This is a genomic window from Pigmentiphaga sp. NML030171 (assembly GCF_002188635.1).
GTDB classification, from domain to species: Bacteria; Pseudomonadota; Gammaproteobacteria; order Burkholderiales; family Burkholderiaceae_B; genus Pigmentiphaga; species Pigmentiphaga daeguensis.
This window is the reverse complement of record NZ_NINX01000037.1, coordinates 38,619-57,458: the sequence shown is the minus strand read 5'-3', so window position 1 is coordinate 57,458 and position 18,840 is coordinate 38,619. Positions and strand designations below refer to the sequence as shown.

16 protein-coding genes are annotated in these 18,840 nt (G+C 67.8%); 11 read left to right on the top strand and 5 right to left on the bottom strand.

Annotated features, from left to right (window positions below):
* Window positions 1–2: 2 nt before the first annotated feature.
* The gene (locus tag CDO46_RS17660; protein WP_087839828.1) at window positions 3–1,799 is read right to left on the bottom strand and encodes a chloride channel protein; all 1,797 of its coding nucleotides are present in this window, start codon (window positions 1,797–1,799) and stop codon (window positions 3–5) included.
* Window positions 1,800–1,870: 71 nt separating this feature from the next.
* Between CDO46_RS17660 and CDO46_RS17655 the strand changes: the two genes are divergently transcribed.
* Complete coding sequence (locus tag CDO46_RS17655) at window positions 1,871–2,332, top strand: MarR family winged helix-turn-helix transcriptional regulator (RefSeq protein ID WP_087839795.1); 462 nt, start codon at window positions 1,871–1,873, stop codon at window positions 2,330–2,332.
* A gap of 12 nt (window positions 2,333–2,344) precedes the next feature.
* Here the strand turns inward: CDO46_RS17655 and CDO46_RS17650 are convergent, their stop codons facing one another.
* Window positions 2,345–3,265, bottom strand: coding sequence for a LysR family transcriptional regulator (locus tag CDO46_RS17650; RefSeq protein ID WP_087839794.1), 921 nt, complete (start codon window positions 3,263–3,265; stop codon window positions 2,345–2,347).
* A 381-nt stretch (window positions 3,266–3,646) separates the two neighbouring features.
* Here CDO46_RS17650 and CDO46_RS28400 point away from each other — a divergent pair, with 381 nt between their 5' ends.
* On the top strand, window positions 3,647–4,048 hold the full coding sequence (locus CDO46_RS28400; RefSeq protein ID WP_176400778.1) for a tripartite tricarboxylate transporter substrate binding protein: 402 nt from the start codon (window positions 3,647–3,649) through the stop codon (window positions 4,046–4,048).
* Window positions 4,049–4,089: 41 nt separating this feature from the next.
* The gene (locus CDO46_RS17640) at window positions 4,090–4,614 is read left to right on the top strand and encodes a heme-binding protein (protein WP_087839793.1); all 525 of its coding nucleotides are present in this window, start codon (window positions 4,090–4,092) and stop codon (window positions 4,612–4,614) included.
* Window positions 4,615–4,636: 22 nt separating this feature from the next.
* Here the strand turns inward: CDO46_RS17640 and CDO46_RS17635 are convergent, their stop codons facing one another.
* Complete coding sequence (locus CDO46_RS17635) at window positions 4,637–5,383, bottom strand: GntR family transcriptional regulator (protein ID WP_087839792.1); 747 nt, start codon at window positions 5,381–5,383, stop codon at window positions 4,637–4,639.
* A 207-nt stretch (window positions 5,384–5,590) separates the two neighbouring features.
* Between CDO46_RS17635 and CDO46_RS17630 the strand changes: the two genes are divergently transcribed.
* The 8 genes from CDO46_RS17630 to CDO46_RS17595 all read left to right on the top strand — a co-directional run bounded on the left by CDO46_RS17630 (window position 5,591) and on the right by CDO46_RS17595 (window position 16,700).
* Window positions 5,591–6,652, top strand: coding sequence for an aromatic ring-hydroxylating dioxygenase subunit alpha (locus CDO46_RS17630; protein ID WP_087839791.1), 1,062 nt, complete (start codon window positions 5,591–5,593; stop codon window positions 6,650–6,652).
* The gene (locus CDO46_RS17625; protein ID WP_087839790.1) at window positions 6,649–7,815 is read left to right on the top strand and encodes an ABC transporter substrate-binding protein; all 1,167 of its coding nucleotides are present in this window, start codon (window positions 6,649–6,651) and stop codon (window positions 7,813–7,815) included. The genes CDO46_RS17630 and CDO46_RS17625 overlap by 4 nt, the downstream gene beginning before the upstream one ends.
* Window positions 7,816–7,981: 166 nt before the next feature.
* On the top strand, window positions 7,982–11,731 hold the full coding sequence (locus CDO46_RS17620) for a nitrate reductase subunit alpha (RefSeq protein ID WP_087839789.1): 3,750 nt from the start codon (window positions 7,982–7,984) through the stop codon (window positions 11,729–11,731).
* A 16-nt stretch (window positions 11,732–11,747) separates the two neighbouring features.
* Window positions 11,748–13,292, top strand: coding sequence for a nitrate reductase subunit beta (narH, locus tag CDO46_RS17615; protein ID WP_087839827.1), 1,545 nt, complete (start codon window positions 11,748–11,750; stop codon window positions 13,290–13,292).
* On the top strand, window positions 13,289–13,957 hold the full coding sequence (gene narJ / locus CDO46_RS17610) for a nitrate reductase molybdenum cofactor assembly chaperone (protein WP_087839788.1): 669 nt from the start codon (window positions 13,289–13,291) through the stop codon (window positions 13,955–13,957). The genes narH and narJ overlap by 4 nt, the downstream gene beginning before the upstream one ends.
* Complete coding sequence (gene narI, locus CDO46_RS17605; protein WP_087839787.1) at window positions 13,950–14,639, top strand: respiratory nitrate reductase subunit gamma; 690 nt, start codon at window positions 13,950–13,952, stop codon at window positions 14,637–14,639. Before narJ ends, narI begins: the two co-directional genes overlap by 8 nt.
* Window positions 14,640–14,649: 10 nt before the next feature.
* Window positions 14,650–15,393, top strand: a complete 744-nt coding sequence (locus CDO46_RS17600) for a peptidylprolyl isomerase (protein ID WP_087839786.1) — start codon at window positions 14,650–14,652, stop codon at window positions 15,391–15,393.
* Window positions 15,394–15,449: 56 nt separating this feature from the next.
* Entirely contained in the window at window positions 15,450–16,700 is a 1,251-nt protein-coding gene (locus CDO46_RS17595) for a nitrate/nitrite transporter (protein WP_087839826.1), read from the top strand.
* Between the two features lie 13 nt (window positions 16,701–16,713).
* On the opposite strand, the gene CDO46_RS17590 is transcribed toward CDO46_RS17595, so the two are convergent.
* Window positions 16,714–17,775: an aromatic ring-hydroxylating dioxygenase subunit alpha gene (locus CDO46_RS17590; protein ID WP_087839785.1), complete on the bottom strand. Its 1,062-nt coding sequence runs from the start codon at window positions 17,773–17,775 to the stop codon at window positions 16,714–16,716.
* Between the two features lie 106 nt (window positions 17,776–17,881).
* Window positions 17,882–18,814, bottom strand: a complete 933-nt coding sequence (locus tag CDO46_RS17585) for a LysR family transcriptional regulator (RefSeq protein ID WP_087839784.1) — start codon at window positions 18,812–18,814, stop codon at window positions 17,882–17,884.
* Window positions 18,815–18,840 lie beyond the last annotated feature (26 nt).

Here is an 18,840-nt window from a genome sequence, read left to right as displayed (position 1 = left end):
TCTTATCGGATGTCGTGAGTGGACTGGCGACCGGTGTCCGCGCTCCATCGGAAATAGGCCATGCGATCGCGCTCTTCAGCCAGGCGCAGCGCTCGCAGCCGCAACAGGTCCTTGCGGCCCACGAGCCCCACCAGCTTCCCGTTGGCGCGGTCGACGATGGGCACCCGTCCCACGCCGGCGAGCGCCATGCGGTCGGCCAACTGGCTGGCGAGTTCGTCCGGATAGGCGACCAGAAGTTCCCGGTCGGCCAGCAGTTCGCCCATGGGCTGGTCGCGGTTCTCCTGCTCGACCGTCCAGGCCAGGCTGTCGGCGCGGGTGACCTCGCCCACGACCACGCCCTGCGCATCGACCACAGGGTAGCTGGTGTGGCGGCGCTCCAGCGTGGTGAAGTGTTCCACCGCTTCGCCGACCGTCATCGAGGCTGGCAGCGTTTCCACCTGCCGTGTCATCAGGTCGGCCACCCGCACGAGATCGAACGGGTCCACATGATATTCGCGGGTGACGTGATGGCCGCGCCGGGCGATCTTCTCGGTCAGGATCGAACGCTTGAGCAGCAGCACCGTCACGCCGTAGGCGAACGCGCAGGCGGTAAGCACGGGCACCATCACGCCGAAGTTGCCGGTCAGCTCCACGGCGAACAACGTGGCGGTGAGCGGCGCGCGCATGGTACCGCCCATCATCGCCGCCATGCCCAGCAGGGCCCAGAAGCCGGGCGAGGCATCGGGCATGATCGGCGTCGCCAGGGCGCCCAGCGCGCCGCCGAAGATCAGCAGCGGGGCCAGCACGCCCCCTGAGGTGCCCGAACCCAGCGCCACGGCCCAGATGACGACCTTGACCGCCAGCAGGAGCAGTACCGCGTGCAGCGCCAGGTCGCCGGCCAGCAGGTGACGGATGTTGTCGTAGCCCACGCCCAGGGCGGCCGGTTCGATCAGGCCGCCCAGCCCGATGACCACGCCGCCTATGGCGGGCCACCACATCCAGTGGATGGGAAGCTTGGCGAAGCCGTCCTCGGCGGCGTAGACCAGCGTCGTCAGCACGCCCGATCCCAGTCCGGCGGCGATGCCCAGCGCGGCGAAGGCGGCCACGTGCGCGGCCGAGACGTCGACCGCGCCGGCATAGGGAAACAGCGGCGCGCCGTCCATCACGAGCGGGCGGACGGCGGCAGCGACCACGGCGGCCACCGCCACCGGCAGGAAGCTGCGAGGCTTCCATTCGAACAGCAGCAGCTCCACCGCCAGCAGCAGCGCGGCCACCGGCGTGCCGAAGATGGCCGTCATTCCGGCAGCGGCGCCGGCCACCAGCAGCGTCTTGCGTTCGGCCGAACTCATGTGGACCATCTGCGCCAGCAGCGAGCCGATGGCGCCGCCCGTCATGATGATCGGCCCTTCGGCGCCGAACGGGCCGCCGGTGCCGATCGACACCGCCGACGACAACGGCTTGAGCACCGCCACCTTGGGCTGGATGCGGCTGCGGCCGATCAGGATGGCTTCCATGGCTTCGGGAATGCCGTGGCCGCGGATCTTCTCGGAACCGTAGCGCGCCATGAAGCCGATGATGAGGCAGCCGAGCACCGGCACGAACACCGTGGTCCAGCCCAGCGGCGTGCCGGCGATGGGCAGGTCTTCGAGCGACAGGCGGCCGTAGTAGGCGAGGTTGGTGCACAGCGTGATCAGCCGCAGCAGCAGCCATGCGGCGCCGACGCTGCACAGGCCGATGGCGGCGGCCAGGGCCATGAGCAGCAGGACTCGGCGGTCGGTCGTGAAATCGCCGAGCCGGGTAGAGGGTACGGAATGAGACATGATGAAGAGGCAGGGAAGGGGCGCCCCGGGCTTGGGATCGCCATATATATCGTACCACGACATATATTAGAATGCCCCGGGTGAAGAAGACCGCTTCCTCGTCGCGCGCCGCGCGGCCCAGCCTGTCGACGGCCGACTATGCGCTGCTGGCCGAGTTCCGCTATGCCTTGCGCCGGTTCATCGCATTCAGCGAGGACGCGGCGCATGCCATCGGCCTCGCGCCGCAGCAGCATCAGGCGCTGCTGGCGATAAAGGGCGCGCCGGGGCGCGACGGACTGTACGTGGGGGAGATCGCCGAGCGCCTGCTGATCAAGCCGCATTCGGCCGCGGAGCTGGCCGGACGGCTGGTGCGCATGGACCTGGTCGCGCGCATGGCGGACCCCGAGGACGGACGCAAGGTCCGGCTCGTGCTGACCGCGCATGCCGAGCAACTGCTGGAGGAGCTGTCGGCGGCGCACCTGGAGGAATTGCGCGCGATCAAGCCCTTGCTGACCCGGCTGCTCGCACGCTTCGACGACGGCGAGACGGACTGAACGGCGTCCTTGTCAATCCCTGGCGGACGCGCGCCGCAGCCGCCGGATGCCGGCGTGTCCCAGGACGAACTCCATGAAGGCCTGCGCCGCGGGCGAGACCGCCACGGTGGCGCGGTGCACGATCGACACCTCGCGCCGCACGACCGGGTCCTGCAAGGGCTTCCAGGCGATGACCCGCCGGTCGGCCAGCGCGGTCGCGTAGCCGGGCACGATGCCCACCCCTTGTCCCGCGGAGACCAATCCGATCAGCGTGCCGACGTAGGTCGCTTCCCCCGCCGGATCGAGCGCCAAGCCCGCCGCATTGCAGCCCCGCTCGGCCAGCTCGCGGAATACGCTGCCGCGCGGCAGCGTCAGCAGGCGCTCCTGTTCCAGCCGGCGCCATGGCAGGCGCCGCGCACGGGCGAACGGATGGTCCACCGGAAATATCGCGACCAGTGATTCCTCGAATAATTGCGTGTGCCGCAACTCGGCCTCGGTGCGCCGGAACGTTCCTATGCCCAGGTCGGCCGCGCCGCTGCGGACCTGCGGCAGCACCTCGTCCGGCAGCGAGTCCTTCAGGACGAGCTCGATGCCGGGATGGGCGGCCCGGAAGTCCGCGACCAGCGGCGGCAGCAGGGTGCCGGACAGCACGAGCGGCGCAGCCACGACCACGCGCCCGCGCTGATGAGCCACCCACTGGTCGACGTTGGCGATGGCATGGCCGATGTCGTCCAGGATGCGCTCGGCGCTGGCCAGGAATTCGCGGCCCACGGCCGTGACGTTGACGCTGCGCGTGGTGCGGTCGACCAGCCGCGTTCCCAGTCCCGTTTCGAGTTCGCGTACCAGCAGGCTGAGTGCCGACTGCGTGACGTGCATGGCGTGGGCCGCCTTGGTGAAGCTGCCGAGACGCGAGACCAGCACGAAGGCCTGCAACTGCCGCACCGTCAAATTCATGAGATCAGCTCATTTCTGAATAAGAAATATTCGTTTGAATTATAAGTGAGCCGATCGTGTAATACGGCCATCCATCATGAGAGTGGCCGGGCGGACCGGCCCCGGTCCAGGGAGACACGATGAATCACCGCACATGGCTGGCCGCGTTCTGCGTGGCCGCATCCGCGTGCGTGCCGGCGGCGGCCGGCGCGCAGGACAAATACCCTTCCCAGCCCATCCGGGTCCTGGTCGGCTTTCCGCCGGGCAGTTCCACCGACGTGGGTACGCGCCTGGTCGCCGGCAAGCTGGCCGCGGAGCTGGGCCAGAGCGTCGTGGTCGAGAACCGGCCAGGCGCGAGCAGCGACATCGCCGCGCGCGCCCTATCGGGGCAGTTCGCCGGCCATGGCCGATCTCCTGGGCGGGCAGGTCGCCATCATGTTCGCGCCCGCGTCCACCGCGCTGCCGCACATCCAGTCCGGCAAGCTGGTGGCGCTGGCGGCGGCCAGCAAGGACCGCATCGCCGCGCTGCCCGACCTGAAGACCTTGTCGGAGCTGGGGTTGAAAGACTTCGACACCTCGGTCTGGTTCGGCCTGGCGGCACCGGCAGGCACTCCCGAGGTGGTCGGGCGGCGCTTGTCCGCGGCCATCCAGTCCGCGCTGGATACGCCGGACCTGCGGGCGCAGTTCCGCGCGCAAGGCATCGAACCGGTCAAGGCCGGTCCCGAGGAAACCGCCCGCTACATCCGGGCCGAGGTCGACAAGTGGGCCGAGGTCATGCAGGCGGCGGGCGTCAAGCTGGAATAGCCCCACGCGGGCCTCATCATCACCACAGGAGCAAGACAAGCATGGCAAGAATCCAACTGGCCGAATGCCGGGAGTTCATGCGCGCGGCGCAGGAAAAGGCGCTGGAGATGGGCGTGCCGGTGTCGATCGCGGTCGTCAGCGCCGAAGGGCACCTGATCGCGCTGGAGCGCATGGACGACGCGGGCTTCATCACCCCCGACACGGCGCGCGCCAAGGCCTATACCGTGGCGGCCTTCCGTTCCATGAGCCCGCGCTTCCAGGATGGACTGCTCATCCAGCAATGGTTCAAGGAGCGCAATCCGCAGATGCTGATCAATGCCTCGGTATTCACCGGCGGCCAGATCGTCGTCTCCGGCGGCTGCGCGCCCGTGTTCAAGGGCGACGAGATGGTGGGCGCCTACGGCATCAGCGGCGCGACCTCCGACCAGGACGAAGTCATCGGTCGCTACGCGCGCGAGAAGGCCGGCTGGGCGCACAAGCCCGCCACCGACGACACGCCGGAGGACGTGAAGCGGCACGTCAACGAAATCTACGCCAAGGTAGGCCTGGGCGACCGCGCCCTGTAGACAGCCGCGGCCGCGCCCGCCTTCAGGTCCGGCGGGCGCGCAGCGCCGCTTCCAGCCCGCCGGGGAGCGTGCCCGGCTCCGGCAGGTGCAGCATCAGGTCGAGGTATTTCCACGTCGAGCGCGAATGCTCGATCATCAGCGCCTGTGCGCGCGTGCCTTCCCGATTCTCGATAGCGTCGACGATGTTGCGGTGCTGCTCCTGCGCGCCGCGCAGGATGTCCCGCACGCCGGCCTTCGCCGACGCGGGAACGTCGGTGAACGAGTTGTTGACCGAGAAGGGAATGGCCACCAGCCGCTCGAGCGCCCGGGCCACCATGGGGCTTTGCGCGGCGCCGCAGATCAGTTCATGCAGCCGGTCGTTCAGGACGACGTAGTCGTTCTGGCGCCCGGCGACATCGGACGATCCCACCACCGCATCCAGTTCTTCCAGGCATTCGTGCATGGCCTTGAGGACGCGCGCCGGCGCGCCTTTCTCGGCAGCCATGCGCGCCGCCATGCCCTCCAGCGTGCCGCGGATCGAGATCGCGTCGAACACATCGTCTTCCGTGAAGCTGGACACCACATAGCCGCCCGAGGGCTGGAGGGAAATCAGTCCTTCCTCGCTGATGCGCTGCATGGCGGCGCGGGCCGGCGTGCGCGACACGCCGAAGGCGTCGACCAGCGCCTGTTCCAGCACCCGGTCGCCGGGTTTGAGCTTGCCTTGAACGATCAGGCCGCGCAGTCCGTAGACGGCTCTTTCTGTTTGCGACAGGTTGGGATCGATGTCCATGTGAGAGCGGGAGGCAGGGAAGCGGCAATTATGGTCCAGAACCTTCGTTCCTCATTCTTCGGATACGTTACGTATACAAAAATAGGGGTTTATGCGTAATAAATAAGCAAAAAATTGTCTTATTCAAATTTTACGTATACGCTGATTGGAAAATAAAGAACATGATTCCGTAAAAAAGTTTCCTCATCGTCCGCCAAAGGAGGCGAAATGTTCGTCAAGAATGCCTGGTACGTTGCCGCCTGGGCGAGCGAGGTGGAGGCCGCGCCCTTCCCCCGCACCCTGTGCGGTGTTCCCGTCGTGCTGTTCCGGGATCCGGGCACGGGCAAGGTGGCTGCCTTGCTCGACCGGTGCTGCCACCGTGGCACGCCCCTGCGGTTCGGCCAAGTCGTGCCGGAGGGCCTGGAGTGCGGCTATCACGGCATGGTGTTCGACGCGGCGGGCGCCTGTGTCCGCATTCCCGGCCAGGCCTCGATCCCGCCCAAGGCCAGGGTGCAGTCGTTCCCGGTGGTCGAGCAGGACGAGCTCGTGTGGATATGGCTGGGCGAGCCGGAGCAGGCCGATCCCGCCCGCATCGTCTCCTACCCCTTCCACAACGATCACGCCGCCTGGCCGCACAAGTGCCAGGTCTATCACGTCAAGGCCAGCTCCATGCTGCTGGTGGACAACCTGATGGACCTGACCCACCTGGCCTTCGTCCACAAGAACACCATCGGCGGCAATCCGAAGGCGCACGTCGAGGCCAGGATGACCGTCACACCCACTGACGACGGCCTGCACTTCATCCGCTGGCTGATGGACTCCGCACCGCCTCCTACCTACACCAAGGCGGTGTCCCTGGCCGATCGCATCGATCGGTGGATGGAGTTCCAGTACATCGCCCCTGGCACGGTGCTGCAGTGGACCGGCGGCATAGACAGCGGCAAGGGCGCGGTGGAAAACCGCAACCAGCCGGGTTTTTCGCTGCGCATCTTCCACGGGCTGACGCCGGAAACCGAGACTACCTGCTTCTATTTCTGGTCGGCGGCCAACGGTTATCGCCAGGACGACCCCACCGCGACCAATGCGCTGTTCCACGAGATCGACACGGCGTTCCGCGAAGACAAGGCCATCGTCGAGGCCCAGCAGGCCATGTTGACCGACCGCGGCGAACAGGGCCTGATCGACATCGTCTCGGACGCGGCCCGTATCCACATGCGGCGCGCGGTCAAGCGGATGATCGCGGCGGAAACCCAGGCCGAAGCCGGCCACCCCCCAGGAGCAGGAGCATGACCATGCACGTATCGCGATCCCTCGTTCTGGCCGCGCTGTTCGCCTGCGGCGCAGCCGCCGCGGCGCCGGTGAAGATCGGTTTCCTGTCGACCTTCTCGGGCCCGGGCGCGGCGCTGGGCGCCGACCAGTACGACGGCTTCATGCTGGCCGTGGACCAGGAGAACGGCCGGCTGGGCGGCGTCGAGATCAAGGTCCTGCGCGAGGACGACGAGATGAAGCCGGAGAAGGGCGTGCAGATCGCGCGCCAGCTGCTGGTGCGGGACCAGGTCCCCATCGTGACCGGCATCGTGTTCTCGAACGTCATGATGGCCGTGCATCGGCCCATCACGTCAGGGAAGGTCTTCCTGGTCGGCTCCAACGCCGGCCCGACGCCGATCACGGGGAAGGGCTGTTCGCCCTTTTTCTTCTCCACGTCGTGGAACAACGACCAGTTGCACGAAGCGGCCGGCGAACTGGTCAACCGCATGGGCTTCAAGCGGGTCTATCTGCTGGCGCCCAACTACCAGGCGGGCAAGGACGCCATGGAAGGGTTCAGGCGCACCTACAAGGGCGAGATCCTGGGCGAGGCCTTCAGCCGGGTGAACCAGCCGGACTATTCGGTGGAGATCTCCAACCTGGCCGCGGCCAAGCCGGATGCGGTCTATACGTTCTACCCGGGCGGCATGGGCGTGAACTTCACCAAGCAGTACCAGCAGGCCGGCCTGATGACGAAGATCCCGATGATCTCGGTCTCGACCATCGATGGCTCCACGCTGCCGGCCCTGGGCGACCTGGCGCTGGGCGCGGTCACGAGTTCGCCCTACGCGCCGGATCTGGACAATGCCGCGAACCGCGAGTTCGCCGGCGCCTTCCGCAAGAAGTACGGCCGCGAGCCTTCTCTGTATGCGGCCCAGTCCTACGATGCCGCGCGCCTGATCGCCTCGGCGCTGCGCCGCACCGGTGGCAATGTCGAGGACAAGGCGGCGTTCCGAGCGGCGTTGAAGGCGGCGGACTTCCAGTCGGTGCGCGGGTACTTCGCGTTCAACACCAACCAGTTCCCGATCTCGCCGTTCTACCGGGTGGACGTGGTCAAGGGGGCGGACGGGAAGGCGGCGCTTTCCAGCAAGGGCGTCATCTTCGAACGCAGCCGCGACTCCTTCGCGCAGGAGTGCCGGATGGCTTGAGCGGCCCGGCCGGCTGACATCCGCATGTCGTTGACTATCGATCGAAACACTTGTTAACGTAGGCCCGCACGACCGGTCGGGCGGCCTTCATCGCACCCCTGCTCTTTCCGCCTTGCCGTTCCGCCCAGCCGGCCCATGGCCGTCGACGACGTCTGGAGGTACCGCGGTGAGTTACCTGATCGATCGCCTCAAGTATTTCAGCCGGGTCAAGCAATCGTTCTCCGGCGGCCACGGCGCCGTCGTCCAGGAGGACCGGTCCTGGGAGAACGCCTACCGGGACCGCTGGCAGCACGACAAGATCGTGCGCTCGACCCACGGAGTGAACTGCACCGGCTCCTGTTCGTGGAAGATCTACGTCAAGGGCGGCATCGTTACCTGGGAAACGCAGCAGACCGACTATCCGCGCACGCGGCCGGACATGCCCAATCATGAACCGCGCGGCTGTTCGCGCGGCGCGTCGTACTCCTGGTATCTGTACAGCGCCAACCGCCTGAAGTACCCCATGCTGCGCGGCCGCCTGGCCCGCATGTGGCGCGAGGCGCGCAAGACCATGGCGCCGATGCAGGCCTGGGAACACATCTGCACCACGCCCGCGCTGGCGGCGGAGTACAAGTCCATGCGCGGCATGGGCGGGTTCGTGCGCACGACCTGGGACGAGGCCAACGAACTGGTGGCCGCCGCCAACGCGTATACCGTCAAGCGCTACGGCCCCGACCGGGTGGTCGGGTTCTCGCCCATCCCCGCGATGTCCATGGTGTCCTTCGCGGCCGGCAGCCGTTATCTCTCGCTGCTGGGCGGCACCATTCTGAGCTTCTACGACTGGTATTGCGACCTGCCGCCATCCAGTCCGCAGACCTGGGGCGAGCAGACCGACGTGGCCGAATCCGCGGACTGGTTCAACGCCAGCTTCATCATGATGTGGGGCTCGAACGTGCCGCAGACGCGCACGCCCGATGCTCACTTCATGGTCGAGGCACGCTACCGCGGCGCCAAGATCGTGTCGATCTTCCCGGACTACGCGGAAGGCTCGAAGTTCGGCGACATCTGGCTGCATCCCAAGCAGGGAACCGACGCCGCGCTGGCGTTGGCGATGGGGCACGTCATCCTCAAGGAATACCACCTGGGCGGCAAGAGCGAGTATTTCCGCGAGTACTGCCGCCGGTATTCCGACATGCCTTTCCTGGTCTGCCTGGAGCGCCACGGCGATCGCTACGTGGCCGGGCGCTTCCTGCGGGCGGCGGACCTGCCCGGCGCGCTGGACCAAACCAATCATCCGGACTGGAAGACGGTCGCCATCGACGAGCACTCGGGGCGGCTGGTCGCGCCGCTGGGCTCGGTGGGCTTCCGCTGGGGCCAGAAGGAAGGGGGCGACCAGGGCAAGTGGAACCTGGAGTCCCGCGACGCCTCGGGCGGCGATGTCAGCCTTCGATTGTCGCTGGTCGGCAACCACGACGACGTGGTGCCGGTGGCCTTTCCCTATTTCGGCGGAGCCCAGCACGACTATTTCCAGGGCACCGACCACGACGAGGTCCTGGTGCGCAACATGGCGGCGCGGCGGGTGGCCACCCGCGAGGGCGAGGCGCTGGTGGTGACGGTATACGACCTGCTGATTGCCAACTACGGGCTGGACTGCGGCCTGGGCGGCGGCAACGTGGCGGCGTCCTACGATGACGACGTGCCCGGCACGCCGGCCTGGCAAGAGCGCATCACCGGCGTGCGGCGCGACGACGTCGTCACGGTCGCGCGCCAGTTCGCCGACAACGCCGACAAGACGCAGGGTCGGTCCATGGTGATCCTGGGCGCGGGCCTGAACCACTGGTACCACATGGACATGGCTTATCGCGGCATCATCAACCTGGTGGTGATGTGCGGCTGCGTGGGCAAGTCGGGCGGGGGCTGGTGCCACTACGTCGGGCAGGAGAAGCTGCGGCCGCAGACGGGCTGGACCACCGTTGCCTTCGGGCTGGATTGGGCCCGCCCGCCGCGGCACATGAACGGCACCTCGTTCTTCTACGCGCACACCGACCAGTGGCGCTACGAGAAGCTGAAGGTGCAGGATCTCCTGTCGCCGCTGGCCGACGCGGCGCAGTTCCAGGGCACCATGATCGACTTCAACGTGCGCGCCGAACGCATGGGCTGGCTGCCGTCCGCGCCGCAGTTGCAGACCAATCCGCTCGAGGTCGTCCGGGCCGCGCGCGCGGCCGGGCAGGAGCCGGCGGCCTACGTGGTGCAGGCGCTGCGCGAGGGGCGCTTGAAGATGTCCTGCGAGGACCCCGATCATCCCGACAACTTCCCGCGCAACATGTTCGTCTGGCGCTCCAACCTGCTGGGGTCCTCGGGCAAGGGCCACGAGTATTTCCTCAAGCACCTGCTGGGCGCGCGACACGGGGTACAGGGCAAGGACCTGGGCGAGACCGGCCAGCAGAAGCCCGACGAAGTCGCCTGGCGCGACGAGGCGCCTCAGGGCAAGCTCGACCTGCTGGTCACGCTGGACTTCCGCATGTCCACCACCTGCATGTATTCCGACGTGGTGCTGCCCACCGCCACCTGGTACGAGAAGAACGATCTGAACACCTCGGACATGCATCCCTTCATCCACCCGCTGTCGGCGGCGGTGGATCCGGTCTGGGAGTCGCGCAGCGACTGGGAGATCTACAAGGGCATCGCCGCGGCCTTCTCGCGCATCGCGCGGGACGAGCTGCCGGCCGCGCAGGACCTGGTGCTGACGCCGCTGCAGCATGACACGCCGGGAGAGCTGGGCGACCCCTATGGCGTGCGCGACTGGAAGCGTGGCGAGACCGAGCCCGTGCCGGGCAAGACCATGCCGTCGATGACCGTGGTCGAGCGCAACTATCCCGAGCTGTACCGCCAGTTCACCTCGCTCGGCCCGCTGACGCGCAAGCTCGGCGTGGGCGGCAAGGGCATCTCGTGGAGCGCGGACAGCGAGTGCGACCTGCTCGCGCAGCTGAACTACGCGGTGGACGAAAGCGGCCCCAGCCACGGCCTGCCGCGCCTGGACACGGACATCGACGCGGCCGAGGCCATCCTGACCCTGGCCCCGGAGACCAATGGCCACGTGGCCGTCAAGGCCTGGGAGGCGCTGTCGGCCGTCACGGGGCGCGACCACACCCACCTGGCGGCCCCGCGCGAGCACGAGAAGATCCGCTATCGCGACATCCAGGCGCAGCCGCGCAAGATCATCTCGTCGCCGACGTGGTCGGGCGTGGAGTCCGAGCACGTGAGCTACAACGCCGGCTACACCAACGTGCACGAACTCATACCCTGGCGCACCCTGACGGGCCGGCAGCAGCTCTACCAGGACCATGCGTGGATGCGCGCCTTCGGCGAAGCCATGTGCACCTACCGGCCGCCCGTGGATACCGGCTCCATCCGGCCCATGCTGGAGGCCCCGCGTGACAACGGCAATCCGCAACTGGTGCTGAACTTCCTGACTCCGCACCAGAAATGGGGCATCCATTCGACCTATACCGACAACCTGCTCATGCTGACGCTGTCGCGGGGCGGCCCCATCCTCTGGATGTCCGAGATCGACGCGGCGAAGGCCGGCATCGCCGACAACGACTGGATCGAGGCGTACAACGTCAACGGCGCGCTGGTGGCGCGCGCGGTGGTCAGCCAGCGCGTGCCGCAGGGGATGACGATGATGTACCACGCCCAGGAGAAGATCGTGAACACGCCGGGGTCGGAAATCACCGGCACCCGCGGCGGCATCCACAACTCGGTGACGCGGATCGTGCTCAAGCCCACGCACATGATAGGCGGGTACGCCCATCTTTCGTACGGCCTGAACTACTACGGCACGGTGGGTTCGAACCGCGACGAGTTCGTGATCGTCCGCAGGATGGCCAAGGTCGATTGGCTCGACACGCCGGCCGTGTCCCAGGCAACCCGCTAGAAATCGGGAGACGATGATGAAGATCCGCGCGCAGATCGCGATGGTGCTGAACCTGGACAAGTGCATCGGCTGCCATACCTGTTCGGTTACCTGCAAGAACGTCTGGACCTCGCGCCAGGGGGTGGAATACGCCTGGTTCAACAATGTCGAGACCAAGCCCGGCGTCGGCTTTCCCAAGGACTGGGAGAACCAGAAGCGCTGGAACAGCGGCTGGCGGCGCCGCCCGGACGGCAGGATAGAGCCGCGCCAGGGCGGCAAGCTCAAGCTGCTGGCGAACATCTTCGCCAATCCCAACCTGCCCGAGATCGACGACTACTACGAACCGTTCACCTTCGACTACGACCATCTACAGTCGGCGCCGGAACAGCAGGCCGCCCCTACCGCCCGGCCGCGCTCGCTCATCACCGGGCAGCGCATGGAGAAGATCGAGTGGGGGCCCAACTGGGAAGAGATCCTGGGCGGGGAGTTCTCCAAGCGATCCCAGGACTACAACTTCGAGGACGTCCAGAAAGAGATCTACGGACAGTTCGAGAATACCTTCATGATGTACCTGCCGCGCCTGTGCGAGCACTGCCTGAATCCCAGCTGCGTGGCGAGCTGCCCGTCGGGCTCGATCTACAAGCGCGAGGAGGACGGCGTGGTGCTGGTCGATCAGGACAAGTGCCGTGGCTGGCGCATGTGCGTGTCGGGCTGCCCCTACAAGAAGATCTACTACAACTGGCACAGCGGCAAGGCGGAGAAGTGCATCTTCTGCTATCCGCGCATCGAGGCGGGCCAGCCTACCGTCTGTTCGGAAACCTGCGTGGGGCGGATCCGCTACCTGGGGGTGCTGCTGTACGACGCCGACCGCATCGAGCAGGCGGCGGCGGTCGAGCACGAGAAGGACCTGTACCAGGCGCAGTTGGATGTATTCCTGGATCCGCACGACCCGGCCGTCGCCGCCCAGGCGCTGGCCGACGGGGTCCCGCAGTCGTGGCTGGACGCGGCGCGCGTGTCCCCGACCTACAAGATGGCGGTGGAATGGAAGATCGCGTTTCCGCTGCACCCGGAGTACCGCACGCTGCCCATGGTCTGGTACGTGCCGCCGCTGTCGCCCATCCAGTCCGCCGCCCACAGCGGACAGATCGGCTCCTTCGGCGAGCTGCCCGACGTGAAGTCGCTGCGCATCCCGCTGCGCTATCTGGCCAACATGCTGACGGCCGGCGACGAGGCGCCTGTGGCCCTGGCGCTGGAGCGCCTGCTGGCGATGCGCGCCTTCATGCGGGCCCGTACGGTGGACCTGCAGGAGCGGCGCGACATCCTGGACCAGGTCGGCCTGACCCTGGCCCAGGTCGAGGACATGTACCGCTATCTCGCCATCGCCAACTACGAGGATCGCTTCGTCATCCCCACCGCCCATCGCGAGTACGCCGAGAACGCCTTCGACCTGAAGGGCTCCTGCGGCTTCACCTTCGGCGACGGCTGTTCGAACGGCGTTTCGCAGACCTCGCTGTTCGGCGCGCCGCCGCGCGACCGCGCGGAGCAGCCGGTGACGTTCATGGAAGTGCAGCGCAGCCGATGACCTATACCGTGCTTTCCGCCCTGCTGGCCTATCCCGACGCCGAGATGGTGGCGGCGCTGCCCGAGCTGCGGTCGGCGCTGGCGCCGGCCGACGCCGCCACGCTGGCGCCGCTGTTCGCGATGATGGAGGGCAAGCCCGACCTGATCGCGCTGCAGGAGGAGTACGTGGCGACCTTCGACCGGCGCCCGGCCCACTCGCTGCACCTGTTCGAGCATGTCCACGGCGAATCGCGCGACCGTGGACAGGCCATGGTGAACCTGCGCGAGGAATACCTGCGGCATGGCCTGGAGCCCCGGCCCGGGGAACTGCCGGACTACGTGCCGATGTTCCTGGAGTTCCTGGGCCAGTTGCCGGCGCCGCGGGCGGCGGTCCTGCTGGGCGATGCGATCCACGTGCTGGCCCGCATCGGCGACAAGCTCGACGCGGCGGGCAGCCCGTACGCCCGGGCCTTCGACGTGCTGCGGCGCCTGACCGACGTCCAGCCCCAGGCCCTGCCCGAGCCGCCCGAGGGGGACATGGAGGAAGGCATGGTCACGTTCGGGCCCGGCGCCGGCATGGCCGAACCGGTCCTGCGCGCGCACGGCCAGCCGCAGCCGGTGCGCTTCCACGCAACCGACCCGCGGCGCGCGGCGACCGGACCGGGCAAGGGAGGAAACCATGGGTGACTACCTGTACCACTTCTTCTTCGCGATCTATCCGTACATCGCGCTGGCGATCTTCCTGCTGGGCAGCCTGGCCCGGTTCGAGCGCGCGCAGTACACGTGGAAGAGCGACTCCAGCCAGTTGCTCAAGCGCGGCACCCTGCGCTGGGGCAGCAATCTTTTCCACATCGGCATCATCTCGCTGTTCTTCACGCATCTGGTCGGCCTTCTGACGCCGCCCGCCGTCTACCATGCGATGGGCATTTCCACCGGGCTCAAGCAGACGATGGCAATCGTCGTGGGGGCCATCCTGGGGCTGGTCTGCCTGGCGGGGCTGCTGCTGTTGATCTGGCGGCGCTGGTCCGAGCCGCGCATCGCGGCGACCTCGCGTTTCTCCGACTGGCTGACCCTGGTCTGGATACTGATCGTCCTGGCGCTGGGGCTCCTGTCCATCCTGACCTCGATGCAGCACAAGGACGGCGCGGTCATGATCGCCCTGGGCGAGTGGGCGCAGCGCATCGTGACCTTCCGCGGCGGCGCCGCTGAGGCCATGGCGGGCACGCCCGTCATCTACCACGTGCACATGGTGCTGGGCATGACGTTGTTCGCGATCTTCCCGTTCACGCGGCTGGTGCACGTGTGGAGCGGATTCGGCTCGATCGCCTACCTGGGGCGCGCCTGGCAGCTGGTGCGGCCGCGCGGATGAGGGGGACGGCATGATATCGGTCAACGGCGTCGTCATCGACGAGGCGCGCCTGGCGTCGGAGGCCCGGCGTCACCAGGAGGCCGCCGATCCCATGGAAAGCGCTGCGCAGGAACTGGTGCTGCGGGAACTGTTGGTCCAGCGGGCCCGCGCGCTGGGCGTCGGCACGCAAGGCGACGAGGCGGTACGGGCGGTGCTGGCGGCGGAGGTGCGCACGCCCAGCGCCGACGAGGCCGCCTGCCGCCGTTACTACGACATGCACGGCGAGCGCTTCGTCGTCGACGCGTGGGTCGAGGTCGAACACATCCTGTTCCAGCTGACGCCCCGCATCCGCGCGCCCGTGCTGCGCCATCGGGCCAGCGAGATCCTGCAGGCCCTGGCGCAGGCGGGCCCGGCGGCCTTCGCCGACATGGCGCGGCAATATTCCAACTGTCCCTCGGCTGCGGCCGGCGGCGGGCTGGGCACGATACGGCGCGGCGAAACGGTGCCGGAGTTCGAGGCCGAGGTGTTCGCCATGCCGGCGCATACGCTGCGCGAGCGGCTGGTCGAGACCCGGTACGGTTTCCACATCGTCCGTACCGGCGCCCGGGACCCGGGCCGCACGCTGGCCTTCGAGGACGCCCACGCGCGCATCGCCGAGTGGCTGCAGGCCGCCAGCCAGCGCCGCGCCACCCACCAGTACCTGCAATGGCTCGTGGGCCAGGCAGACATCAAGGGGTTGGACATGCAGGGGGCGGATTCGCCGCTGCTGCAATAGCGCATGGTGCGAACGCAGGCGCCGGACGGGGCGGGCCGTCGATCGGGAGAATGTTCATGACGACTCCATTCAAGGCGTACTCGGTGCTGTATGCCAGCACCCTGGCCTTCATGGTGTGTTTCGTGGTGTGGATGATGTTCGGCGTGCTGGGCATACAGATACGCGAGGAACTGGGCCTGGATGCCTTCCGTTTCGGCCTGCTCACCTCCACGCCCGTGCTGACCGGCGCGGTGTTCCGCCTGCCGTTGGGAATATGGACCGACCGGTTCGGCGGGCGCATCGTCATGACCGTGCTGCTGCTGGTTTGCGCGGTTCCGGTCTATCTCGTCAGCTATGCGCAGCAGCTCTGGCAGTTCCTGGCCATCGGGCTGTTCCTGGGACTGGTGGGCGCTTCGTTCGCGGTGGGCACGCCCTATGTCGCGCGCTTCTTCCCGCCCGAGCGGCGCGGCTTCGCGATGGGTTTCTTCGGCGCCGGCACGGTCGGGGCCGCGGTGAACCTGTTCCTGACGCCGGTGCTGCTGGAGCTCTACGGCTGGCGTACGGTGCCGCGGATCTATGCCGTCGCCCTGCTGGCGACCGCCGCGATCTTCTGGCTGGCCGCCGCGCCCGATCCGGACGCGGGAAAGAAGGGCGCGGGCTTGCGCGAGTCGATGGCCGTGCTCAGGAACCCCAAGGTCTGGAAGTACTGCCAGTACTACTCGATCACCTTCGGCGGCTTCACGGCGTTGTCGCTGTGGATCCCGCAGTACTTCAAGGCCGAGTACGGGCTGTCGCTGGCCATGGCGGCGGGGCTGGCGGCCGGGTTCTCGCTGCCCGGCTCGGTGCTGCGCGCGGTGGGCGGCGTGCTGGCCGACCGCTTCGGCGCCCACAACACGACCTGGTGGTGCCTGTGGGTGGCCTGGGTCTGCCTGTTCCTGCTGTCCTATCCGGACACCACGCTGGTGATCAAGACCATGGACGGCACCGCGAACCTGCACATCTACCTGCCGATGTGGCTGTTCACCGCGCTGCTGTTCGTGCTGGGCATGGTGTTCGCGTTCGGCATGGCATCCACCTTCAAGTACGTGGCGGACGATTTCCCCGAGAACATGGGGCTGGTGTCGGGCGTCGTCGGGCTGGCCGGCGGCCTGGGCGGCTTCCTGCTGCCGCTCATGTTCGGTTTCCTGGCCGATCTCCTGGAGGTGCGGTCGAGCTGCTTCATGCTGCTCTACGGCGTGGTCTGGGTGTCGCTGATCATCATGTACCTGTCCGAGGTCCGGCGGGTGCAGATCTCGGGCGAGGTCATGGGCGCCGCGCCGTCCCGGTAGGCGCCGCGTCCGGTCAGGAGGCGGCCGTGCGGGGTTCGCGCGCCGCCTCGCGTTCCCGCTCCGCCATGCGTGCCAGCACCTGGCGGGTCAGCAGCGAGCCGGCATCGAAGGGAACGCTGACCACCCCATGGGCCACCGCGCCGTCGCGCAGGCGGTCGTGCAGGGCCTGCTGGGCTTCCAGCGCCACCACGTCCTGGTCCGCCACTTCCCGCGCGCCGCGGTCCATGCGTTCGAGCGTGGCCGGATCCACCCCTTCCCATTCCAGGGACACCCACGACCAGTAGTGCGTGGCGCCGCAGCCGTCGGGGGTCATGAAATGGGTAGTCGAAAAGGGGTAGCGTTGCTCCGGGGCCTGCGAAGCCCAGACGGCCTGGCGGATGCAGACGGCGGAAGGCGCGTGGAATTCGAAGCGCTGGTCATGGTCCATGGGCGCACCCAGGGGAAGCCCCATCACGTCCGACCACAGCGGTGGCGTGCTGGATTCGCGCATGATGCGCGTGCTGACCACCGTGTCGCCGTGCTCGCGCGCGCGGGGAATGACGCGGGCCAGTTCCGGGTGTCCCTGCTGGTCGTGATGGACGTAGGGCACGTGCGAGAAGTCCAGCAGGTTCTCGATCAGCAACTGATAGTGTGCGCGCAGGTGGGCGTAGTACGAGACCTTGGCCGAACCGTCCAGCCAAGGACAGGCGGGTACCAGCGCGGAATCGGCAAGCGCGGGATCGCCCGGCCATATCCACAGCATGTCGTGGCGTTCGATCAGCGGGAAGCGCTGGACGCGCGCATCGCGCGGAATGCGCGGGGACGAGGGGATGTGGACGCATGCGCCGCTGCTGTCGAACGTGAAGCCGTGATAGCCGCAGCGGATGTCGTTGCCCACCAGGGCGCTGCGCGACAGGGGAAATTGCCGGTGCGCGCAGGCATCGAGCAGGGCGACGGGCTCACCGGCCTCGGTCCGGTACAGCACGACGGGCGTTCCCAGCAGATGACGCCCCAGCAGCGTGCGGCCGACCTCGGCCGAGGTGGCGGCGGCATACCAGGCGTTGCGGATGAGGGGAGAGGTGGACGGCGCGGACATGGCGGTATTTCCGTGGACGTTGGAAAGCCATCACGCTACCGGCGCGCCGCCGCCGCGGCCAACGAATAGTGGAAATACCCCGGATTCCCGCCGCAAATGCCCGCGCTCACGCGGGCGCGGCGCCGCCGTCCTGGAACAGCTCGGCAATGGTCCGCCGCAGCCAGGCGTGGCCCAGGTCGCGGTGGAAGCGTTCGTGCCACTGCTGGGTGATGTCCACCAGCGGCGCATCGAACGGCAGCGGCAGGAAGCGCACGCCGGGACTGCCCGCGCAGGCCTGCGCCAGGCTGGCGGGAACGGCCACCAGCATGTCGGTGCCGGCGATGATTTCCGGCAGGCCCAGGCCATGAGTGACCTGCAGCACCACCTGGCGGCGCAGGTTGTGCTCGGAGAACAGCTTGTCGATGACGTCCTCGAAGAACGCGTGGCTGCCCACGGCGGGGCGGTACACCACGTGTGGCGCGTGCATGTACTGCGCCAGCGTCATCGGACCGCGTATGGCGGGATGGTCGGCTGCCGCCATGCAGACGTAGTGGTCGCTGAACAGTTTCTGGCGGTAGAAACCCGCCTGGAAATGCAGGAAGAAGCCCAGCGCGAGATCGATCTCGCCCGCGGCCATCAGCCGCGGCGCATCGCGGGGCGAGGCCTGCAAGGTGACCAGTTGTATGCCCGGGGCCTCGCGCCGCAGCCGACCCAGCAGCCGGGGCAGGAAGACGCGCTGGCCGGTGTCGCTGGCATACAGGACGTACTGGCGCTGCGACGCGGCCGGCACGAAATCCTCGCGGTCGTCGATGGCTTGCCGGATCCTGTCCAGGCCCTCGCGCAGGGACGGCGCCAGGCGTTCGGCCATCGGCGTCGGGCTCATGCCCTGCGCGGTCTTGATGAACAAGGGGTCGTCGAAGGCGGCGCGCAGCCGGCGCAGTCCGTTGCTGACCGCCGACTGCGTCAGGCCCAGCTCCTCGCCGGCCAGGGTGGTGCTGCCGGTGCGCAGCACCGCGTCGAAGACAAGCAGCAGGTTCAGGTCCAGGGTGTTCAGGTTCATGGCCCGGCAGCTGCCTTCAGGGCATG